Raw genomic sequence first — 19,899 nt, 5'->3', positions numbered from 1 at the left:
GGTGCCTGGGCGCCTGACCCTGCTGGTCGGCAGCCCGCGGATCGCTCCCGGGCTGTTCACGCGTGTCGCGTGGCAGACGCTGGATGTCGCCACGGTCATCCTCGCCCGTGACGAGGACGAACCCCTCGCCGACGCCGTGGCGCAGGCGGGGCTGACGGTCCAGCACCTCGGTGAGGTGTCGGCGCCCAGCCTCGCGCGGGACCTGATGGACCGGGCCGCGGCCTCAGCCGTCGTGTGGGTCGCCTCGGCCGACGGCGACCCCGGGCTCACCGACGCGATCGCCTCGGAGGTCTCACGGCTGGGCGAGCCACCCGAGGTCGAGGTGCTGGTGGCGTCCTGGGACGTGCCGGGCTCACGGCTGCTCGACGTCGTCGCCGTGATGGACCGGCTGCGCTCGCCCGGTGGCTGTCCCTGGGACGCCGAGCAGACCCACGAGTCGTTGGTGAAGTACCTCATCGAGGAGTCGTACGAGGCCGCGGAGGCCATCGAGTCCGGTGACCGCGACCACGTCCGCGAGGAGCTCGGCGACGTGCTGCTGCAGGTCGCCTTCCAGTCGCGGGTGGCGCAGGAGCACGCGCAGGAACCGTTCGACATCGACGACGTCGCCGGCACCCTCGTCGACAAGCTGGTCCGCCGGCACCCGCACGTCTTCGCCGACGGTGCCGCCAGCACCCCGGGCGAGGTCGAGGCGACGTGGGAGCAGATCAAGGCAGGTGAGCGCGCGGCCAAGCAGGCCCCCGGCCCCGGCGAGCCCGACCACCCTCCTGGTGAGCCCGGGCACGAGGACCTGCTGCACGGCATACCGAGGTCGCTGCCGTCCCTCCTCGCGGCCGACAAGGTGCTCGCGCGCTGGCAGCGGGCCGGGCGCGGTCCGCTGCCCACCGGGGAGGGCGTCGGCAGCGAGCTGCTCGCGCTGGTCGCACGGGCGCGGGCCGAGGGCCTGGATGCCGACGCGGAGCTGAGGGCAGCCGTGGCCGCCCTCGGGACCGCTCACCTGGCCTGAACGCGACACCGGTCAGGGGAGGCTCCCCAGCGGCAGCTGCCGTCCGGTGCTGCTGTCGATCAGCGCGGCACGCACCGCGCGTGCCTCCAGCGGCAGCATGTCGAAGGCGTGCCTGGCCGCCGTGGCCAGGAGCTCCTGCCCGGTTCCGGTGGTCAGGCTGCAGTGCGGCACCCACCGACCCGGCCGGTAGTGCCAGTGCAGGTCGGCGCCGGTGCGGGTGACGGCATCGGCGACGGCGTGCTGACGGTTCAGCAGGGCCGACGTGGAGGCCGCCAGCAACGCCGCCCGTCCCCGCGGGAACAGGCACACGGAGTCGAACCGCAGGTCCACTTCCGGACCACCCGGCAGGGCCGCCACCGCGGCCGCGACGCGCTCCTCGTCGAAGGTGCGCAGCACGGCGTAGGACAGGTGCGGCACGTGACGCCGGTGGGTGTGGGTGAGCAGGGTGCGGATCCCGTCCGCCTCGAGGGCGGACCACAGCTTTCGGACGGCCCGGTCGGTGTCGGGGTCGAAGAGCAGGCAGATGGCGAGTGCCACACCGGTCATCTTCGGGCGTGACCGGTCCTCGGGTCCACCGGCTCCCCCTCTTGCTTGAACTTACAAGCATCCTTAGAGTTCCAAGCATGACCTTGACCGAGCGGGAGCGGGAGATCGTCGACCTGCTGCGCGCCGAGCCACTCCTCGACGCGGCCGCCATCGCCGAGCGCACCGGTTCGACCAAGGCCGCCGTCTCCGTGCACCTGTCCAACCTGACCCGCAAGGGCGCCGTCCTCGGCCGGGGCTACATCGTGCGCCCCGCCGCCCGATCGGTGGTCGTGGTCGGGGGCGCCAACATGGACATCAAGGCCCACTCCACGCTCCCGGCCGAGCTGCGCACCTCCAACCCCGGGGCGACCCTCAGCACCGCCGGCGGGGTCGGGCGCAACATCGCGGAGAACCTCGCGCGCCTCGGCACCCCCACGCACCTGGTCGCTCCCGTGGGCCGGGACGCGTTCGGCGACGAGGTCCTCGCGGCCACCCGCGCCGCCGGCGTCCTCGTCGACCACGTGATCACCTCCAGCGAGCCCACCGGGACCTACCTGGCCGTGCTCGACGCCTCCGGTGAGCTCGTGGTGGCCGTCTCCAGCATGGCCGCCACCGACGGGCTGACCGTCGGCCAGCTCCTGCGGTCGCGGGACCTGGTCAGCCACGCCGACCTGGTGGTGCTCGACGGCAACGTCCCCGAGACGCCCGCTGCCTGGCTGCTCGACCTCGCGGCCGCCGTCGGGGTGCCCGTCGTGCTGGACCCCGTGAGCGTCGCCAAGGCCAGGCCCCTCGCCACGACCCTGACGCCGGAACGGCCGGTCCTCGCCCTCACCCCCAACCTCGACGAGCTGTCCGCGATCGTGGGCGAACCGGTGGCGCAGACCCGGGCGGCGATCAGCCGGGCGGCCCGGCAGCTGCACGAGCGGGGCGTCGAGCACGTCTGGGTGCGCAGGGGAGTCCGTGGGAGCCTGCTGAGCTCACGCTCGCCCGGCGGGCGCACCAGCGTGACGCTGCTGCCCGCCCCGACGAGCGAGGTCGTCGACGTCACGGGCGCCGGTGACTCGATGACGGCGGCCTTCGTCCACGCGCTGCTGCGCGGGGACTCCCCGGCCGACGCAGCGAGCTTCGGCCAGATGGCGGCCGCCCTCACCGTCGCCAGCCCCGAGACCGTCCGACCCGACCTCAGTCCCCGCCTCGTCGACGCCGAGCTGCGCAAGGTGCAGCGCCCCCAGAACAAGGAGAACCCATGATCACCCCACACCCCTCGCTGAGGCTCTCGTCCGAGGTCGCCGAGGCCCTCGCTGAAGGACGCCCCGTCGTCGCCCTCGAGAGCACGATCATCAGCCACGGCATGCCCTATCCCCGCAACGTCGCGATGGCCGTCGAGGTGGAGCAGATCATCCGGGACGGTGGGGCCACGCCGGCCACCATCGCCGTGCTCGACGGCGTGCCCCGCATCGGCCTGGACGCGGACGAGCTCGAGACCCTCGCGACCCACCCCGACGTGGCCAAGGTGAGCCTGCGCGACCTGCCCTACGTCATCGCCCGGCGTGCCCACGGCGCGACGACCGTGGCCGCCACGATGCGTCTGGCCGCGCTGGCCGGGATCCGGGTGTTCGTCACCGGGGGCCTGGGTGGGGTCCACCGTGGCGCCGAGCACAGCTTCGACATCTCGGCCGACCTCACCGAGCTGGGCCAGACCGACGTCGCGGTCGTCAGCGCCGGCGTGAAGTCGATCCTCGACATCGGCCTCACGCTCGAGACGCTCGAGACGCTCGGGGTGCCGGTCGTCGTCCACGGCAGCGACGAGTTCCCGTCGTTCTACTCGCGTTCGAGCGGGCACCGTGCCCCGCTGCGGGCCGACTCGGCCGAGGAGCTGGCCGCGATGATGGCCGCCAAGTGGGACCTCGGTCTCGCTGGAGCCATCGCCGTGGCCAACCCCGTTCCCGTCGACGAGGAGATCCCGGCGGACGAGATCGGGGTGCTCATCGACCGGGCGCTGGCGGAGTGCGACGAGCGGGGAATCCACGGCAAGGACATCACGCCGTTCCTGCTCGGCCGCATCGTCGAGCTCTCCGACGGCCGCTCGCTCGACACCAACATCGCCCTGGTCCGCAACAACGCCCGCCTGGGTGCGGCCATCTCCGTCGCCTACCAGCATCTCGGCTGACGTCGTACTTGGCCGAACACGGCCACACGGAGGCATTCGCCGCATAAGGTGTGGCCTCCGGCCCAGGAGGTTCCATGAACTCGCTCATGCGTCGAGCGGTCCTCGCTTACAGCGCGCGCAACCGAAAGCGCAAGGCTGCAGTCATCGTCCAGTTCATCCGCGAGAACGCCATCACCGACGCGATCTTCGTCGGGAGCGGGATGGGCGCGAACCCCAACGAGGGGATCGTCGAGATGGCCGTGGCCCACGAGGTGAGCGTGCGGGCCGCGTGCGACATCCGGTATGCCGCGACGCCGTGGCCCTTCGTCGTCACCGACGGACGAGCGCTCCCGTACGCCGATGACTGCGTGGACATGGTGCTGTCCAACGCCGTGATCGAGCACGTCGGGGGTCGGGCCGAGCAGGAGACGTTCGTCGCCGAGCAGTCCAGGGTCGCCAGGTCCTGGGTCATCACCACGCCCAACCGGTGGTTCCCCGTGGAGTCCCACACCTCCGCGATCCTCAGGCACTGGTCGCCGACGTGGCGTTCCGCGCGGCCTGAGTTCACCCGCCTGCTGTCGAGGAGGGAGTTCCGCGAGCTCCTGCCGCCCGGGGCGACCGTCCACGGACGGCCCTGGTCGTCGACCTTCATCGGCTTCTACACACGGGACGCCTGACCTGCCCGTCCAGCGTGCGGGTCGGTCGCCGTCGGGAGCCGGAGCAGCGGGTAGCCTCTGGGGGTAATCCTTCGAGCACTGGTTTCGAGCACTGATGGAGATGTCTGTGGCCACCATTGACGCAGTAGGCGCCCGCGAGATCCTCGACTCACGAGGCAACCCGACGGTCGAGGTCGAGGTGGCTCTCGACGACGGCACCATCGCCCGCGCGGCCGTGCCCTCCGGCGCCTCGACCGGCGCGTTCGAGGCGGTCGAGCGCCGTGACGGCGACAAGAAGCGCTACCTCGGCAAGGGTGTCGGGCAGGCGGTCGACGCCGTGCTCGACGACATCAACCCCAAGCTCGTCGGCTACGAGGCCAGCGAGCAGCGGATCATCGACCAGGTCATGCTCGACCTCGACGGCTCGGACAACAAGGCCAAGCTCGGCGCCAACGCCATCCTCGGCGTCTCGCTCGCGGTGGCCAAGGCCGCTGCCGAGTCCTCCGGCCTCCCGCTGTTCCGCTACGTCGGCGGCCCGAACGCGCACGTCCTGCCCGTCCCGATGATGAACATCCTCAACGGCGGCAGCCACGCCGACTCCAACGTCGACATCCAGGAGTTCATGATCGCCCCGATCGGCGCCGACTCCTTCAAGGAGGCGCTGCGCTGGGGAGCGGAGGTCTACCACTCGCTCAAGGGCGTCCTCAAGGAGAAGGGCCTGGCCACGGGCCTCGGCGACGAGGGCGGCTTCGCGCCCAACCTCGAGTCCAACCGCGCCGCCCTCGACCTCATCCTCATCGCCATCGAGAAGGCCGGCTACCAGGCGGGCACCCAGATCGCCCTGGCGCTGGACGTCGCGGCGAGCGAGTTCCACAACGAGGACGGCACCTACCAGTTCGAGGGCGCTGCCAAGACCTCGGCCGAGATGGTCGACTACTACGCGGACCTCGTCGACTCCTACCCCCTCGTGTCCATCGAGGACCCGCTCGACGAGGAGGACTGGGACGGCTGGAAGTCGATGACCGACCGCCTCGGTGAGCGCGTGCAGATCGTCGGCGACGACCTGTTCGTCACCAACCCGGTCCGCCTCCAGCGCGGCATCGACTCCCGCACGGCCAACGCCCTTCTGGTCAAGGTCAACCAGATCGGCTCCCTGACCGAGACCCTCGACGCGGTCGACCTCGCGCACCGCAACGGCTACCGCTGCATGATGAGCCACCGCTCCGGTGAGACCGAGGACGTCACCATCGCCGACCTCGCCGTCGCCACCAACTGCGGCCAGATCAAGACCGGTGCCCCGGCGCGGTCCGAGCGCGTCGCCAAGTACAACCAGCTCCTGCGCATCGAGGAGGAGCTCGACGACGCCGCCCGCTACGCCGGGGCCGGCGCCTTCCCCCGCTTCACGCCCAAGGCCTGACGGCCCCATACGCGATCGGTCGAGGGACACCCATGGCAGGAACAGGACACGGGACGAGCGGGTCGGGCACACCGGCTCGCCGTCCTGCCGCCGCACGGTCGGGAGGTACGGCGCGTGGTGCCGCACGCGGTACCTCCGCCCGCCCGGGTGCGGGGCCCGGACGTTCGCGCGCGACGACGTCCGGGGCTGTCCGCAAGGCCGCCTCCGCGCAGGTCGCGACCGAGCGCAAGGCGTCGAGGACCGTCATGCGGGGCGTGGTGCTCGCGACCATCGTCGTGCTGCTCGCGGTGACCCTCGTCCCGACGCTGCGCTCCTACCTGCGCCAGCAGAACGACATCGCGACGCTGCAGGCCGGCGTCGGCCAGCAGCGCACGGATGTGACCGAGCTGCAGAAGGAGCAGGCCCGCTGGAACGACGAGGTGTATGTCGCGCAGCAGGCCCGCGAGCGGCTCAAGTTCGTCAAGGTCGGCGAGAAGTCCTACACCGTGATCGACGGGAAGCCCTCGGCCAAGGCGCTCCCCGGCGTCGCGAAGGCCCCGTCCGCCTCGAGCGGCCATCCCTGGTACGGCCAGCTGTGGGAGTCGGTCCGCATGGCCGACGCCGGTCCTGCCGCCAACACCTCCACCAGCCCCGCGAAGTGACCGCTCAGTCGCGGGCCGAGCGGCCCACGCAGGCCGACATCGCCGCGGTCGACGTGCAGCTCGGGAGGGTGCCGCGCGGCGTCGTGGCGGTGGCGCACCGTTGTGCCTGCGGTCAGCCCGACGTGCTCACGACCGAGCCACGACTGCCCGACGGGACACCGTTCCCGACGACGTTCTACGCCACCTGCCCCAAGCTCACCGGCGCCATCTCGACCCTGGAGAGCCAGGGTGTGATGAAGGAGATGTCCGACCGCCTCGCCGTCGACGAGGAGCTCGCGCGCCGGTATGCCGCTGCGCACGAGGACTACCTGCGACGCCGGTACGAGCTGGGACACGTCGACGAGATCGAGGGCATCTCCGCGGGCGGCATGCCGACCCGCGTGAAGTGCCTGCACGTCCTCGCCGCCCACTCCCTGGCTGCCGGCCCCGGGGTGAACCCGCTCGGCGACGAGACGCTGGCCCTGCTCGGCGACTGGTGGGCCTCGGGCTCGTGCGTCCCCGACGCGGCCGGCGCGACAGCGTGACGCGTGTCGGCGCGGTCGACTGCGGCACCAACTCGATCCGTCTGCTCGTCGCCGACATCGACCCGGCGACCGGTGCGCTGACCGACGTCCAGCGGCGGATGGAGGTCGTGCGGCTCGGGTACGGCGTCGACCGCACCGGCCGGATCGACCCCGAGGCGATGCGCCGCACCCTGGCCATGGCTGCCGAGTACGCGGGCCAGTGCCTCGAGCTCGGGGCTCAGAGCGTGCGGTTCGTCGCGACCTCGGCCTCCCGCGACGCCTCGAACGCCGACGAGTTCGTCACCGGCGTCCGCGAGGCGTTCGCCCACTACGGCATCGCCCCCGAGGTCGTCTCCGGGGACGAGGAGGCCGGGCTGTCGTTCCGCGGGGCCACCGGTGACCTGCGGGCCGCCGGCATCCCCGGTCCCTACCTCGTCGTCGACCTCGGCGGCGGCTCGACCGAGCTGGTCCGCGGGCTCGACACCGTCGAGGCCGCCCGGTCGGTCGACATCGGCTGCGTGCGCCTCACCGAACGCCACCTGCACTCCGACCCCCCGACCGAGGCCGAGGTCGGTGCCGCCGTGGTCGACGTCGAGGCGGCCATCGACCTCGCCCGGGAGGGGGTCCAGCTCGAGGGTGTCGCCACGCTGGTGGGCCTCGCGGGCAGCGTGACCACCGTGACCGCGCACGCGCTGGGCCTGACGAGCTACCAGCCCGAGCGGATCCACCTGGCCGAGCTCTCCTCGGGCGCGGTCCTGCGGGCCTGCGACGAGCTGCTGGCGATGACGCGCGCCGAGCGTGCCGGCCTCGGCTTCATGCACCCCGGCCGGGTCGACGTCATCGGCGCAGGGGCGCTCGTCTGGCGAGAGGTCGTCGCCCGCCTGGCCGACCTCGGTGTGGACCGCGTCGTCACCTCCGAGCACGACATCCTCGACGGCATCGCGCTGTCGGTGGCGGACGCCGTCGAAGCCGGACGAACCAGCACGTAACCTCCGTTCGCCCACCTCGTTGCCACGGTGTCGCACATCACGCAACGAAGGGTGGTGAGGACGGTCGTCGTCGAGCGCACCCGACCGGTCCAGGACCCGGGGCAGGCAGACCCCGGGCGACTCGTTGCTGCCCTCGTGCCGACCACGCCCCGCTCGCCCCTGGGCCCTGCGACCGGCGGACTGGCCCGCCTCAGCGACAAGACGTACGGGTTGGCGTTCCTGCTCGTCGTCGGCCTGCTGCTCGCCCTGTCGATCGCGTCCTACGCCCAGGTCTTCACCCCGGTCGTGCGCATCACCCTCGAGACCGACCGGATCGGGTCGCAGCTGCAGACGTCGGCGGACGTCAAGGTCCGCGGGGTCATCGTGGGTCAGGTGCGCTCGATCGAGAGCACCGGCAACGGCGCACGACTCGGCCTGGCCATCAAGCCCGAGTCGGTCGACCTCATCCCCGCCAACGTGCACGCCCGGCTGCTGCCCAAGACGCTGTTCGGTGAGCGCTTCGTCGACCTGGTCCCACCCGCGCAGCCATCTGCACCCATCCGTGCCGGCGACGTCATCACCCAGGACCGCTCGAGTGTGGCGATCGAGCTGGAGAAGGTGTTTGCGGACCTGTTGCCGTTGTTGCGGGCGGTGAAGCCGGAGCGGTTGTCGGCGACGTTGAACGCGTTGGCGTCGGCGTTGGAGGGTCGGGGGACGCGGTTGGGTCAGAACCTGGTGTTGGTGGATTCGTATTTCAAGGAGATCAACCCGAAGATGCCGGTGATCCAGGCGGACATCTCGGGGTTGGCGGATCTGGCGAGCACGTATGCGGTGGCGGCGCCGGATCTGGTGCGGGCGGCGTCGACGTTGGCGACGACGAACACGACGATCGTGCAGAAGAAGGATGTGTTGGCGGGGTTCTTGGCGGGGACTGCGGGGTTTGCGAACGAGGCGTCGGGGTTCCTGGAGGCCAATGGGGAGCGGATCATCCGGGTGGGTCAGGTGCAGCGTCCGACGGTGGCGGTGCTGGCGAGGTACTCGCCGCAGTACCCGTGCTTCACGCAGGCGTTGGTGAACTGGCAGCCTCGGATCGACGAGGCGTTCCGTAGCTCGCAGTTCCACATCACGGTGGAGGTGGCGCCGCAGCGTCCGGGGTACACCCCGGGGGAGGAACCCCGCTGGGGGGAGCACCGGCCGGCCAGCTGCGGGCTGCTGCCGAACCCGAAGACCTCCCAGGCCCGCCCGGTCCCGGGCAAGAAGTTCGACGACGGCACCGACAACGTGGGCGGCTACTCCTCGGATCCGCCGTTCTCCGCCCTGCCGTCCCTGTTCACCGGCTCCGGCGGCGCGGCCGTGGCAGACCCGGATGCGGGCCTCGCCGGCACCACCGAGGAGCAGGCCGTCGTCGGTGCCCTGCTGGACCCGGGGCACGGTCCCTCGGCCATCACGACCCTGCTCGCCGGTCCGATGCTGCGTGGCGCGACCGTCTCACAGACACCCGGTCGCTGAGGGGACGACCGCGGCGCGACCGTCACCCGGTCGCTGAGGGGACCAGGGCGGCGAGGCCGCCCCAGACGCTCGACACCACGATGTCGGTGGCGTCCTCCACGCCCACCTCACGGCGCCCGGCGCGCCATACGGCAAGCCGCTCGCACGCGCCGATCACCACCTCGGCATACCCCTCGAGCACCAGGTCGGGGACGCCGGCGAGGGCGGGCGCGGCCCGGAAGGTGGCCACCGTCGCGGCGGACTGCTGCTCGCGGATCGACTCGATGAGGGGGCTGGCCTGGGAGGCGACGGCGCCCTCCTGCTGGATCAGGACGAACGCCGTGGCGTGTCCGTCGATGAAGGTGAAGAAGGCGCGCACCCCGGCTCGGAAGACGTCCTCGAGCGAGGCGTCCGGCCCGACGGCCTCCCACGAGGCCTCGGTCGCCTCCCGCAGCTGGGTGCGGGCACGGGTGATGCACGCCGACAGGAGGCCCTCCTTGGAGCCGAAGTACTCGTAGATCAGTGGCTTGGTCACCCCGACCCGGTCGGCGATGTCCTCCATGGTCGTCGCCTGGTAGCCGCGTTCGGCAAACACCTGCTCGGCGACGGCGAGGATCTGCTCCTCACGCTGGGCGCGGGGCATCCGCACCCGGGTGGGGCGCGTGGCGGGCGGAGCGGGCGTGGGCACGGCCCAACCCTACCGCTACCGTTGGTAACTTACTGATGGTAACTTCGTCGCATGGTCACTCCCCACCACCGGGTCGTCATCGTCGGGACCGGCTTCTCCGGCCTCGGTATGGCGGTTCGGCTCGCCCAGCGCGGTGACGACTTCGTGGTCCTCGAGCGCGCCGAGGACGTGGGTGGCACCTGGCGCGACAACCGCTACCCGGGCTGCGCCTGCGACGTCCCGTCCCGGCTCTACAGCTTCTCCTTCGACCAGAAGCCGGACTGGAGCCGTGACTACGCCACCGCCCCCGAGATCTGGGGCTACCTGCGCGACGTGGTCGAGCGACACCAGCTGCGTGAGCGGATCGTGTTCGGTGCCGACCTGGTGGAGGCGACGTATGACGAGTCGTCGCAACGGTGGTCGCTCACCGCGGCAGACGGTCGCCGATGGACCGCCGACGCCCTGGTCCTCGGGGTGGGCGCGCTGCACGAGCCGTCCCGGCCCGACATCCCCGGGCTCGACGACTTCGCCGGGGCCGTGATGCACACGGCCCGGTGGCCGGAGCGCGACGACCTCGATGGCCGTCGGGTCGCCGTCGTCGGCACAGGTGCCAGCTCGATCCAGCTCGTCCCCGAGCTCGCGCCCCGGGCGACGCACACCACCGTCTTCCAACGCACCCCCGCGTGGACGTTGCCCAAGCGCGACCTGCCCTGGAGCGCGCGGCGGCAGCAGGCGTTCCGGCGGCGCCCGGCCCTGCAGCGCGCCGTCCGCTGGCTCACCTACTGGCGGATGGAGGCCCAGGCTCCGCTCTTCGTGCGGTTCCCCGTCATCGCCAGGGCCGCAGAGCGCATCGCGCGTCGTGAGCTCGCCAAGGCCGTGCGCGACCCGCAGGTGCGGGCCAAGCTGACGCCCGACTACACCCTGGGCTGCAAGCGGATCCTGCTGTCCAGCACCTACTGGCCGGCCTTCGACCGCGACGACGTCGAGCTGGTGACCGAGCCCATCACCCGGGTCGAGCCCGACGCCGTCGTGACGTCGGACGGCGCGCGCCACGAGGTCGACGCGATCGTCCTCGGCACCGGCTTCTCCCTCACCGGGAGCTACGACCGCATGGACGTCCGTGGCCTCGGCGGACGCACCCTCGAGGACGCGTGGTCCGGCGGAGCCCACAGCCACCTCGGTATCACCGTGGCCGGGTTCCCCGAGCTCTACCTCCTGCTGGGCCCCAACACCGGGCTCGGGCACAGCTCGGTCGTGATGATGACCGAGTTCGCCACGCGCTACATCCTCCAAGGTCTCGACCGCGCGCGTGGTGGTGCCCACGTCACCACGGCTGCCGCCCAGGACGCCTTCACCGAGGAGATGCAGCGACGCTCCCGCCACACCGTCTGGGCGACCGGGTGCAAGAGCTGGTACATCGACAAGTTCGGCCACAACACCGCGCTCTGGCCCGGTTCGACCATCGCGTACTGGTGGCGCACCAGGAAGCTGGACGACTCCGTGTTCGAGCCGGTGAAGCTCGCCCCCACCTCTCCCTCAGCAAAGGATTCCGTTGATGCGTAAGACGTTCGAGCCCAAGGTCAGCATCGTCACCGGCGGCGCCTCGGGCATCGGCAAGGCCATCGCCGCCGAGCTCGTCGCCCGCGGTAGCCACGTCGTGCTGGCCGACCTCGACCTGGCCGGCGCGGAGGCGACGGCCCGTGAGCTCGGCCCCTGGTGCTCCGCGGTCGCCCTCGATGTCGCCGACGCCGACGCGGTCCGCGCCGTCGTGCAGGACGTCGTCGCCGAGCACGGGCGCCTCGACGTCATGGTCAACAACGCAGGCATCGGCCTCGGGGGTCTGCTCGAGGAGCTCGACCAGCGGCACTGGGACAAGGCGATCGACGTCAACCTGCGCGGGGTGATCAACGGGGTCACCGCGGCCTACGAGGTGATGCGCGCCCAGCGCAGCGGGCACATCCTCAACACCGCCTCGCTCGCCGGCCTCATCCCGGCGCCGTCGATGCTGCCCTACACGACGACCAAGCACGCCGTCGTGGGGCTCTCGACCGCCCTGCGCGCGGAGGCGGCGTCGCTGGGGATCCAGGTGAGCGTGCTGTGTCCCGGGTTCGTCGACACCCCGCTGCTCGACTCGATGTACGAGGCGCCGGCGAGCTTCGGGGGCAGCAGCGTCCGCTCCCGCGTCCGCATGCTCCAGCCGAAGTTCCTCACCGCGGAGCTGACCGCCAGGCGTGGGGTCGACGGGCTCGCGGCCAACAAGGCCGTCATCCCCGTCGGGGCGATGGCCCACCTCACGTGGCGCGGGCTGCGCTACGTCCCGGCCGTGACCCGCGCGGTGATCCAGCTCCAGGCCACCGGCGCGCGGCGCCTGTCGGCCAGGGGCCGCTGACCCGACCGGATGGCGCGTGCGAGCCCGCAGCGGCGGTGCCACCACGGCATACTGGGCCCGCCCCCGTGGCCCAACTGGCAGAGGCAGGCGACTTAAAATCGCCACAGGTGCGGGTTCGACCCCCGTCGGGGGCACCATCTTCTCGCCCCGGCTCCGCCCCGCCGTCCACAGGACGCGTGCCGCGGGAACTCCGGGGTGGGTCCCGCACGTAGTCTGGGGTGAGCGGCCGACCGCAGGGCCGCACGACGCCCCTCAAGGAGCAACGCATGGCCAGCAACCCGGTGTTCGACCGGATCGACAAGCAGTCCCGTCAGGGTTACGCCGGCTTCGGTCGCGCGCCCCAGCAGCCCACTGGTGCGACGCCCATGGACACCCCGACGCCCCAGCAGCTGCAGGACCTCTACAACCAGCCCACCGCCGGCCCGGCGCAGATGCGTCGCCTGACCATCGACGACGTGGTCATGAAGACCACGGGCCTGTTCGCCATCGTCGTCGTCGTGGCAGTCGTCGCCTGGCAGCTCACGCCGAGCTTCGGACTGCCGCTGATGCTCGGTGGCATCGCCGCGACGCTGGTCCTGGGCCTGGTGATCGCGTTCAAGAAGACGATCAGCGTGCCGCTGATCCTCGCGTACGCCGTCTTCGAGGGCATGCTCGTCGGCTCGATCAGCAACGTCTACGCCGTCAGGTTCGACGAGCCGGGCACGCCGGTCTTCCAGGGCATCGTCGCCCAGGCGGTCCTGGCCACGCTCTCCGTCTTCGCTGGCATGCTCATCGCCTACAAGACCGGGATCATCAAGGTCACGGAGAAGTTCCGCCGCATCGTCACGATGGCGGTCATGGGCTACGCGATCTTCGCGCTGATCAACCTGGTCTACGTCCTGGTCACGCCGGGCTCCAGCTTCGGCATCGGTGGCACCTCTCCCCTCGGCATCGGCATCTCGCTGTTCGCGATCGGCCTCGCCTCGGCGATGCTCGCGGTCGACTTCGACTCGATCGACCGGGCCATCGCCGCGGGCGCCCCGGAGAAGTACTCCTGGCTGCTCGCTCACGGCCTCATCGTCACGCTGGTGTGGCTGTACCTCGAGATCCTGCGTCTGCTCGGACGCCTGCGCAACAACTAGCATTCGTCCGTGCCCACGAGATCGCCTGTCCCGCAGGAGGTCTCGGACGCACTCCAGCGCGTGGTCCGACGGTGGCAGCAGCTGCCGTTGGACCACGCGCTTCGCTGTGCCCCGGCCGTCCGCGCCCTGCTCGCCGACCTCGCCGGTGACGACGCCCCGCTGCTCCCCGACCTCGGGCCCGGCGTGCTCATGGACCAGCTGGCCGTCCTCGTGTTCGACGCCTGTGCAGCAGGAGGCCCCGGGGTCGACTCGTTGCCGAGCCGTCTCCGGGGCCTCCTGGCCGGCCTCAGCTGAGACGTTCGTAGATGATGGCCATGCCCTGGCCGCCACCGACGCACATCGTCTCGAGCCCGAACTGTCCGTCGCGCGAAGCCAGCCCGTTGAGCAGCGTCGTCGTGATGCGGGCACCGGTGGAGCCGAACGGGTGACCGAGCGCGATGGCCCCGCCGTGGACGTTGAGCTTGTCGAAGTCCATGCCGAGCTCGTCGGCGGAGGGCAGCACCTGCGCCGCGAAGGCCTCGTTGATCTCGTAGAGGTCCATGTCGCCGATGGTCATGCCGGCGCGGGCGAGCGCCTGGCGCGACGCCTCGACCGGGCCGAGGCCCATGATCTCGGGCGACAGGGCGGACACGCCGGTCGAGACCACACGCGCCAGCGGGGTGAGGCCGAGCTCCTTGGCCTTGGTGTCGCTCATGACGACGACCGCGGCAGCGCCGTCGTTGAGGGGGCAGCAGTTGCCGGCGGTGATGGTGCCCTGCTCGCGGAACACCGGGTTGAGCCCCTGCAGCGCCTCGAGCGTGACGCCGGCACGGGGGCCGTCGTCCTTGCTGACGACGGTGCCGTCGGCCAGGGTCACCGGGGCGATCTCGCGCTCGAAGAAGCCGTCGGCGATGGCCTTCTCGGCACGGTTCTGGGACGAGACGCCCCACTCGTCCTGGCGTTCGCGGCTGATGCCCTTGAGCGTCGCGACGTTCTCGGCGGTCTGGCCCATCGAGAGGTAGACGTCGGGGACGATGCCCTGCTCGCGCGGGTCGGTCCACGTCTCGTTGGACTTGGCGATGGCCTCGCTGCGCTCCTGCGCGGGCTTGAACACCGGGTTCTGGTCGTCGCCGGCCGAGCCGCCCGCGCCCGACCAGCTGGTGTACTGCGACACGCACTCGACACCACCGGACAGGAAGATGTCGCCCTCGCCGGCCTTGATCGCGTGGTAGGCCATGCGGGTCGTCTGCACCGACGAGGCGCAGAACCGGTTGATCGTCGACCCCGGCAGACCGTCGAAGCCGGCCAGCACGGAGACGACGCGGGCCATGTTGGACCCGTGGCGGCCCGACGGCTCGGCGCAGCCCCAGTAGAGGTCCTCGACGAGCGTCGGGTCGAGCTCGGGGATCTTGGCCAGCGCGGCGCGGATGACCTGCACCGACAGGTCGTCGGGGCGCACGTCCTTCAGCGAGCCCTTGAAGGCCCGGCCGATCGGCGTACGGGCGGTGGAGACGATGACGGCTTCGGTCACGGGGGTTCCTCCTCGTCGAGGGGCGACCGCGGGATAAGCGATCGCTTAGTCAGCCTCGATGGTATGCCGTGGGGCCGGGCCGGGCCCGGGCGCGGGTCGCCCGGTGTGGCCTTGCTCTCGCCGGAGGACGCATCGCCCGCGTCGTCCTGGCGGTCCGGGACGGGGTCGTGGGGTCGGCGCAGCAGCTTGGCCCAGCGGCCCCGCGGTCCGCGCGCCTGCCCGGCGATCTGGGTCGCGCTGACCTCGGTGCCGGGGTCGCGTACGGCATACGTGGCAGCGACGGCCACCGGACCTACGCCTTCGCCGCGACGGGTGTCGGGCAGGCGGTCGTCGGCGGTCTCGCCCGACCAGACGCCGAGGGCGGCGTAGACGCTGGGCAGCAGCGCTGCGGCGGCCCGCGCGTACCCGGCGGGCGAGGGGTGGAAGCGGTCGGCGCTGAACATCTCCTGCGGCCGTTCGTAGAACTCGGGACCGAGCAGGTCACCGAGGGAGACGGTGCGGCCGCCGGCCTCGACCACGGCCACGGTCTGGGCTGCGGCGAGGTCGCGGGACCAGCGGCGGCCGATGAGGCGCAGCGGCTGGGGGATGGGTTCGATGGTGCCGAGGTCGGGGCAGGTGCCGACGACGACCTCGGTGCCGAGCTCGCGCAGGGACCGGACGACCGTCTCGAGGTGCCGCACCGCGATGGCCTTGTCGATCCGGTGGGTCACGTCGTTCGCGCCGATCATGATGACGGCGACGTGCGGTCGGGCGACGCGGTCGAGGGCGTTGGCGAGCTGCAGCTCCAGGCCGGAGGACTCGGAGCCGATGACGGCGGTGTTGGTGAGATGCACCGGCCGGCCCGTGAGGGCGGAGACACCGTTGGCGATGATCGCCCCGACGGTCTGGTGGGGGCGGTCGGCGCCCATGCCGGCGGCGGAGGAGTCGCCGAGCACGATGAGCTCGACTGGCTCACCGGACCCTGCGCCATACGTGCCGTTGTCGTCGGGCGCACCGTCGAAGGGCTGGCCGACCAGGCGCCGCGCGATGCCCGCCTCGACCCGCAGGACGCCGTAGCCCACCGCACCGAGCGCCGTGAGGCCCGCCGCGAGGCCGCCACCACCGTACGCCGCGGTGGCGGCGATCCTGCGTGCCCTTCTTGCCCGGCCCATCGCTGTCCTCCTTGCTGTCCTGCCCTCACCTGCTGTAGTTCGAAACGCCCTGTCTCACCTCAGCGTGCCCCACCGGGCGTGGTCCGACCTCCCTCAACGGTCTGAGAGGATGAGTCGGTGAAGTACGCAGAGCACATCGCCGACCTCGTCGGGAACACGCCCCTGGTCAAGCTCAACTCGGTCACCGAGGGCATCTCGGCCACCATTCTCGCGAAGGTCGAGTACCTCAACCCCGGCGGGTCCGTGAAGGACCGCATCGCGCTGAAGATGGTCGAGGCCGCGGAGGCATCCGGCGAGCTAAAGCCCGGCGGGACGATCGTCGAGCCGACCTCCGGCAACACCGGTGTCGGCCTGGCGCTCGTCGCGCAGCGCAAGGGCTACAAGTGCGTGTTCGTGTGCCCCGACAAGGTGAGCCAGGACAAGCGCGACGTGCTCAAGGCGTATGGCGCCGAGGTCGTGGTGTGCCCGACCGCCGTGGCTCCCGACCACCCGGACTCCTACTACGAGACCTCCGACCGCCTCGTGCGCGAGATCGAGGGTGCGTGGAAGCCGAACCAGTACGCCAACCAGAACGGGCCGGCCTCGCACTACGAGTCGACCGGGCCCGAGATCTGGAACGACACCGACGGCCTGGTGACGCACTTCGTCGCCGGCGTCGGGACCGGCGGCACGATCACCGGCACGGGTCGCTTCCTGCGTGAGGCCTCGGCCGACCGCGAGGGCGGGCGCGTGCAGATCATCGGCGCCGACCCCGAGGGCTCGGTCTACTCCGGCGGCACCGGGCGCCCCTACCTCGTCGAGGGCGTCGGCGAGGACTTCTGGCCGACCGCCTACGACCCGGAGGTCGTCGACGACGTCATCGCCGTCAGCGACGCCGACTCGTTCGAGATGACCCGTCGCCTCGCCAAGGAGGAGGGCCTGCTCGTCGGCGGCTCCTGCGGCATGGCGGTGGTCGCGGCACTGCGTGCGGCCAAGGACCTGCCGGCCGACGCCGTCGTCGTCGTGCTGCTGCCCGACAGCGGCCGCGGCTACATGTCCAAGATCTTCAACGACGACTGGATGAACTCCTACGGGTTCATGCGCACCGCCGGCCAAGCCACCGTGGGCGAGGTCCTGCACAACAAGGCCGGTGACCTGCCCGCCCTCGTGCACACCCACCCGACCGAGACGGTCCGTGACGCCATCGAGATCCTGCACGAGTACTCCGTGTCGCAGATGCCCGTCGTCGGCGCCGAGCCCCCCGTCATGGCGGGTGAGGTCGCCGGTTCGGTGAGCGAGCGCGCGCTGCTCGAGGCGCTGTTCAACGGCTCCGCCCACCTGACCGACCCGGTCGAGAAACACATGGAGCCCTCGCTGCCGCTCGTCGGCGCCGGTGAGCCGGTGTCCGTCGCCCGGCACGAGCTCGAGAAGTCGGACGCCATCATGGTCGTCGAGGACGGCAAGCCGGTCGGCGTGCTGACCCGCGCCGACCTGCTCCTCTCCCTCGTCGACTGACCGTCCAGCCGACAGACCCTGTTCCACCGCGAAGGGTGGGAAGGTGCCCCATCCGTGTCCATGGATGCGGCACCTTCCCACCCTTCGCCAGTTCCGCGGGGCTCAGCGCAGCCGGCGGGCCATGTCGGCGCGAGGCGCCGGTGCGCGGTCGGGGTGCAGGATCCCGGCCAGCGCCTCGACCCCGTCGACGAGGCGAGGTCCGGGGCGGGCGAAGCTCGCGTTCGCGTCCACCGCCCAGACCGGTATGCCGTTCGGCAGCTCACCGGAGGCGATCGCCGCCTGCGCGAGCGTGGTCGACCCCTCGAGGTCGTAGCCGCAGGGGGCGCACACGATGACCTCGGGTGCGCTGTCGCGAACCGCGTCCCACGTCACCCGCACCGACTTCTCGCCGGCGTCGCCCAGGGCGTTGGTGCCGCCGGCCACGGTGACCATCTCGGGCACCCAGTGCCCGGGGGCGAAGGCCGGGTCGGTCCACTCCAGGACCAGCGCGCGCGGCCGGTCCGCGCCCCATACCGAGTCCTGCACGGCGGCCAAGCGCTCCCGGAGCCGGCCCACGAGGGTGGCGGCGGTGTCGGCGCAGCCGCTGGCGGCGCCGAGGGTGAGCACCGAGGTGAGCACCTCGTCGAGGCAGTGCGGGTCGATGGTGAGGACCTCCGCACGGCAGCCGAGGTAGGCCAGGGCGTCGTCCACGACGGACACGTCGACCGCGCACACGGCACACAGGTCCTGGGTGACGACGAGGTCGGCGTCGAGCTCCGACAGGGCGCCGCCGTCGAGGTGGTAGAGGTCCTCGCCGGCGGCCATCGCGCGGCTCACGAAGGCGTCGATCTCGTGCGGTGGCAACCCCTCCGGGATCGCGGTGGTCGAGACGATGCTGCGCTTGCGAGCCTCGGCGGGGGTGTCGCACTCGAACGTCACCCCGACGACCTGCGGGCCGGCGCCGACGGCGAAGAGGATCTCCGTGGTCGACGGCAGGAGCGAGACGATGCGCATGTCCCGACCCTACGGGCAGGCATGCGGACCCCGGTGGGGCCGGGTTAGGGTCGAAACGTGGAGCGGTGGGAGTCGCCCGTGGAGAAGGCGATCCGGGAGGCGCAGGAGCGCGGGGAGTTCGACAACCTGCCCGGCGCCGGGAAGCCCCTGCGCAGCCTCGGCAACCCCGAGGTCGAGGACCCGGACTGGTGGGTCAAGAGCCTGGTCGAGCGGGAAAACCTCGACATGTCCGGGGCGATGTCGCCCGCGATGGCGCTGCGCAAGGAGTCCGCCGGTTTCCCCGAGTCGCTGCTGGACCTGCGCACCGAGGAGAGCGTGCGCGCGGTCCTGGCCGACTACAACCACCGGGTGCGCGAGGACCGGCTGCGTCCCGGCGTGGGACCGCGTTCGCCCGTCTGGGCGCGGATCGTCGACGTGGACGAGATGGTGGACCGCTGGCGCGAGCTGCGGGAGTCGCGGCGGCAGGAGTCCCTCAGGGCTGCAGCCGAGGCCGCGGCCGTCACGGCGGCCGATGCATCGCGGGCAGCCCGACGCGCCCGAGGCTCCTGGGTCCGACGGCTGCTGGGACGGTCGTGAACACCGCGAACCCGAGGTAGGGCCACAGCCGGACCCAGCGGGGCGTCGCAGAAATGTCCGTTTGGTTGGTATCAGGCGCGCCCCGGCGCGGATGTCCTCCAACACCGCGAGCCGATGATGGTGTCCGTCTACGGTCTGCGGGTGACCACTCGTACCAAGGCCTTCGCCGCTGCCCTCGTCCCGCTGACCCTCGCCGCCGGCACCGTCGTGACGGCGGCGCAGCCCGCTGGGGCCGCGGTCCCGGCCATCCGGATGACGACGATCCAGTACGACTCGCCCGGCGCGGACAACGGCTCCAACACCAGCCTCAACGCCGAGTGGGTGCGGATCACCAACACGACCGCGCAGAACTGCTCGCTGTCCGGCTGGACCCTCAAGGACAAGCAGGGCTTCACCTACCGGTTCCCGACGTTCACCCTCAAGGCGAGGGCGTCGGTCGTCGTCCACACGGGCAAGGGGTCCGCCACGAGCACCAACCGCTACTACAACCGCAGCTGGTACGTCTGGAACAACACCGGCGACACGGCCTACCTGCGTGACTCCAAGGGCGTCCTCAAGGACTCCTGGGCGTTCAGGGATGCCAGCGCCGCGGCCTACCGGGTGAGCCGCTGACCGTCAGCCGCCTGCGCCGCTGACGGTCAGCCGCTT

21 protein-coding genes and 1 tRNA gene are annotated in these 19,899 nt (G+C 71.5%); 17 read left to right on the top strand and 5 right to left on the bottom strand.

Annotated elements, in window-relative coordinates; genetic code table 11:
• The first annotated feature begins 1 nt into the window (after nucleotide 1).
• Nucleotides 2-1,003 (top strand): MazG family protein, encoded by a 1,002-nt coding sequence (locus ABEG17_RS04840; protein WP_406832152.1) that lies wholly within the window; start codon nucleotides 2-4, stop codon nucleotides 1,001-1,003.
• Nucleotides 1,004-1,015: 12 nt separating this feature from the next.
• Here ABEG17_RS04840 and ABEG17_RS04835 read toward each other — a convergent pair whose 3' ends face one another.
• Nucleotides 1,016-1,549, bottom strand: coding sequence for a 2'-5' RNA ligase family protein (locus tag ABEG17_RS04835; protein ID WP_406832151.1), 534 nt, complete (start codon nucleotides 1,547-1,549; stop codon nucleotides 1,016-1,018).
• Between the two features lie 77 nt (nucleotides 1,550-1,626).
• Between ABEG17_RS04835 and ABEG17_RS04830 the strand changes: the two genes are divergently transcribed.
• The 8 genes from ABEG17_RS04830 to ABEG17_RS04795 all read left to right on the top strand — a co-directional run bounded on the left by ABEG17_RS04830 (nucleotide 1,627) and on the right by ABEG17_RS04795 (nucleotide 9,371).
• A complete protein-coding gene (locus ABEG17_RS04830; protein WP_406832150.1) occupies nucleotides 1,627-2,778 on the top strand; it encodes a PfkB family carbohydrate kinase in 1,152 nt (383 codons plus the stop codon).
• A complete protein-coding gene (locus ABEG17_RS04825; RefSeq protein WP_406832149.1) occupies nucleotides 2,775-3,698 on the top strand; it encodes a pseudouridine-5'-phosphate glycosidase in 924 nt (307 codons plus the stop codon). The genes ABEG17_RS04830 and ABEG17_RS04825 overlap by 4 nt, the downstream gene beginning before the upstream one ends.
• Nucleotides 3,699-3,772: 74 nt before the next feature.
• On the top strand, nucleotides 3,773-4,354 hold the full coding sequence (locus ABEG17_RS04820; RefSeq protein WP_406832148.1) for a methyltransferase domain-containing protein: 582 nt from the start codon (nucleotides 3,773-3,775) through the stop codon (nucleotides 4,352-4,354).
• A 106-nt stretch (nucleotides 4,355-4,460) separates the two neighbouring features.
• A complete protein-coding gene (eno, locus tag ABEG17_RS04815) occupies nucleotides 4,461-5,750 on the top strand; it encodes a phosphopyruvate hydratase (RefSeq protein ID WP_406832147.1) in 1,290 nt (429 codons plus the stop codon).
• A 32-nt stretch (nucleotides 5,751-5,782) separates the two neighbouring features.
• Nucleotides 5,783-6,391: a septum formation initiator family protein gene (locus ABEG17_RS04810; protein ID WP_406832146.1), complete on the top strand. Its 609-nt coding sequence runs from the start codon at nucleotides 5,783-5,785 to the stop codon at nucleotides 6,389-6,391.
• Complete coding sequence (locus ABEG17_RS04805; protein ID WP_406832145.1) at nucleotides 6,388-6,915, top strand: DUF501 domain-containing protein; 528 nt, start codon at nucleotides 6,388-6,390, stop codon at nucleotides 6,913-6,915. The genes ABEG17_RS04810 and ABEG17_RS04805 overlap by 4 nt, the downstream gene beginning before the upstream one ends.
• The gene (locus ABEG17_RS04800; RefSeq protein WP_406832144.1) at nucleotides 6,912-7,883 is read left to right on the top strand and encodes an exopolyphosphatase; all 972 of its coding nucleotides are present in this window, start codon (nucleotides 6,912-6,914) and stop codon (nucleotides 7,881-7,883) included. The genes ABEG17_RS04805 and ABEG17_RS04800 overlap by 4 nt, the downstream gene beginning before the upstream one ends.
• 54 nt (nucleotides 7,884-7,937) lie before the next feature.
• A complete protein-coding gene (locus tag ABEG17_RS04795) occupies nucleotides 7,938-9,371 on the top strand; it encodes an MCE family protein (RefSeq protein WP_406832143.1) in 1,434 nt (477 codons plus the stop codon).
• A 22-nt stretch (nucleotides 9,372-9,393) separates the two neighbouring features.
• Here the strand turns inward: ABEG17_RS04795 and ABEG17_RS04790 are convergent, their stop codons facing one another.
• The gene (locus ABEG17_RS04790; RefSeq protein ID WP_406832142.1) at nucleotides 9,394-10,038 is read right to left on the bottom strand and encodes a TetR/AcrR family transcriptional regulator; all 645 of its coding nucleotides are present in this window, start codon (nucleotides 10,036-10,038) and stop codon (nucleotides 9,394-9,396) included.
• A 51-nt stretch (nucleotides 10,039-10,089) separates the two neighbouring features.
• On the opposite strand from ABEG17_RS04790, the gene ABEG17_RS04785 reads away from it, so the two are divergent.
• The 5 genes from ABEG17_RS04785 (at nucleotide 10,090) to ABEG17_RS04765 (ending at nucleotide 13,821) form a co-directional block, all read left to right on the top strand.
• On the top strand, nucleotides 10,090-11,580 hold the full coding sequence (locus tag ABEG17_RS04785) for a flavin-containing monooxygenase (RefSeq protein WP_406832141.1): 1,491 nt from the start codon (nucleotides 10,090-10,092) through the stop codon (nucleotides 11,578-11,580).
• Nucleotides 11,573-12,406 (top strand): SDR family NAD(P)-dependent oxidoreductase, encoded by an 834-nt coding sequence (locus tag ABEG17_RS04780; protein WP_406832140.1) that lies wholly within the window; start codon nucleotides 11,573-11,575, stop codon nucleotides 12,404-12,406. Before ABEG17_RS04785 ends, ABEG17_RS04780 begins: the two co-directional genes overlap by 8 nt.
• Before the next feature lie 59 nt (nucleotides 12,407-12,465).
• Nucleotides 12,466-12,543 (top strand) — tRNA-Leu (locus ABEG17_RS04775).
• A gap of 129 nt (nucleotides 12,544-12,672) precedes the next feature.
• Nucleotides 12,673-13,527 (top strand): Bax inhibitor-1/YccA family protein, encoded by an 855-nt coding sequence (locus ABEG17_RS04770; RefSeq protein ID WP_406832139.1) that lies wholly within the window; start codon nucleotides 12,673-12,675, stop codon nucleotides 13,525-13,527.
• 9 nt (nucleotides 13,528-13,536) lie between these two features.
• Nucleotides 13,537-13,821, top strand: a complete 285-nt coding sequence (locus tag ABEG17_RS04765; RefSeq protein ID WP_406832138.1) for a hypothetical protein — start codon at nucleotides 13,537-13,539, stop codon at nucleotides 13,819-13,821.
• On the opposite strand, the gene ABEG17_RS04760 is transcribed toward ABEG17_RS04765, so the two are convergent.
• Nucleotides 13,814-15,037, bottom strand: a complete 1,224-nt coding sequence (locus ABEG17_RS04760) for an acetyl-CoA C-acetyltransferase (protein ID WP_406832137.1) — start codon at nucleotides 15,035-15,037, stop codon at nucleotides 13,814-13,816. The two genes, ABEG17_RS04765 and ABEG17_RS04760, sit on opposite strands and share 8 nt — an antisense overlap.
• The gene (locus tag ABEG17_RS04755) at nucleotides 15,034-16,188 is read right to left on the bottom strand and encodes an SGNH/GDSL hydrolase family protein (protein ID WP_406832136.1); all 1,155 of its coding nucleotides are present in this window, start codon (nucleotides 16,186-16,188) and stop codon (nucleotides 15,034-15,036) included. The genes ABEG17_RS04760 and ABEG17_RS04755 overlap by 4 nt, the downstream gene beginning before the upstream one ends.
• A gap of 117 nt (nucleotides 16,189-16,305) precedes the next feature.
• Here ABEG17_RS04755 and ABEG17_RS04750 point away from each other — a divergent pair, with 117 nt between their 5' ends.
• On the top strand, nucleotides 16,306-17,682 hold the full coding sequence (locus tag ABEG17_RS04750; protein ID WP_406832135.1) for a cystathionine beta-synthase: 1,377 nt from the start codon (nucleotides 16,306-16,308) through the stop codon (nucleotides 17,680-17,682).
• A 102-nt stretch (nucleotides 17,683-17,784) separates the two neighbouring features.
• On the opposite strand, the gene ABEG17_RS04745 is transcribed toward ABEG17_RS04750, so the two are convergent.
• Complete coding sequence (locus ABEG17_RS04745; RefSeq protein WP_406832134.1) at nucleotides 17,785-18,675, bottom strand: cobalamin-binding protein; 891 nt, start codon at nucleotides 18,673-18,675, stop codon at nucleotides 17,785-17,787.
• A 57-nt stretch (nucleotides 18,676-18,732) separates the two neighbouring features.
• On the opposite strand from ABEG17_RS04745, the gene ABEG17_RS04740 reads away from it, so the two are divergent.
• Nucleotides 18,733-19,251 carry a DUF1992 domain-containing protein gene (locus ABEG17_RS04740; protein WP_406832133.1) on the top strand — a complete coding sequence of 173 codons (519 nt, stop codon included), beginning with the start codon at nucleotides 18,733-18,735 and terminating at the stop codon, nucleotides 19,249-19,251.
• Between the two features lie 141 nt (nucleotides 19,252-19,392).
• Complete coding sequence (locus ABEG17_RS04735; RefSeq protein ID WP_406832132.1) at nucleotides 19,393-19,863, top strand: lamin tail domain-containing protein; 471 nt, start codon at nucleotides 19,393-19,395, stop codon at nucleotides 19,861-19,863.
• Nucleotides 19,864-19,899 lie beyond the last annotated feature (36 nt).

The organism is Pedococcus sp. KACC 23699, from assembly GCF_045348425.1.
In the GTDB taxonomy this organism is placed as follows: Bacteria; Actinomycetota; Actinomycetes; order Actinomycetales; family Dermatophilaceae; genus Pedococcus.
Note: the sequence above shows the minus strand (reverse complement) of the source record. Positions and strands in the feature narration are given on the sequence as shown.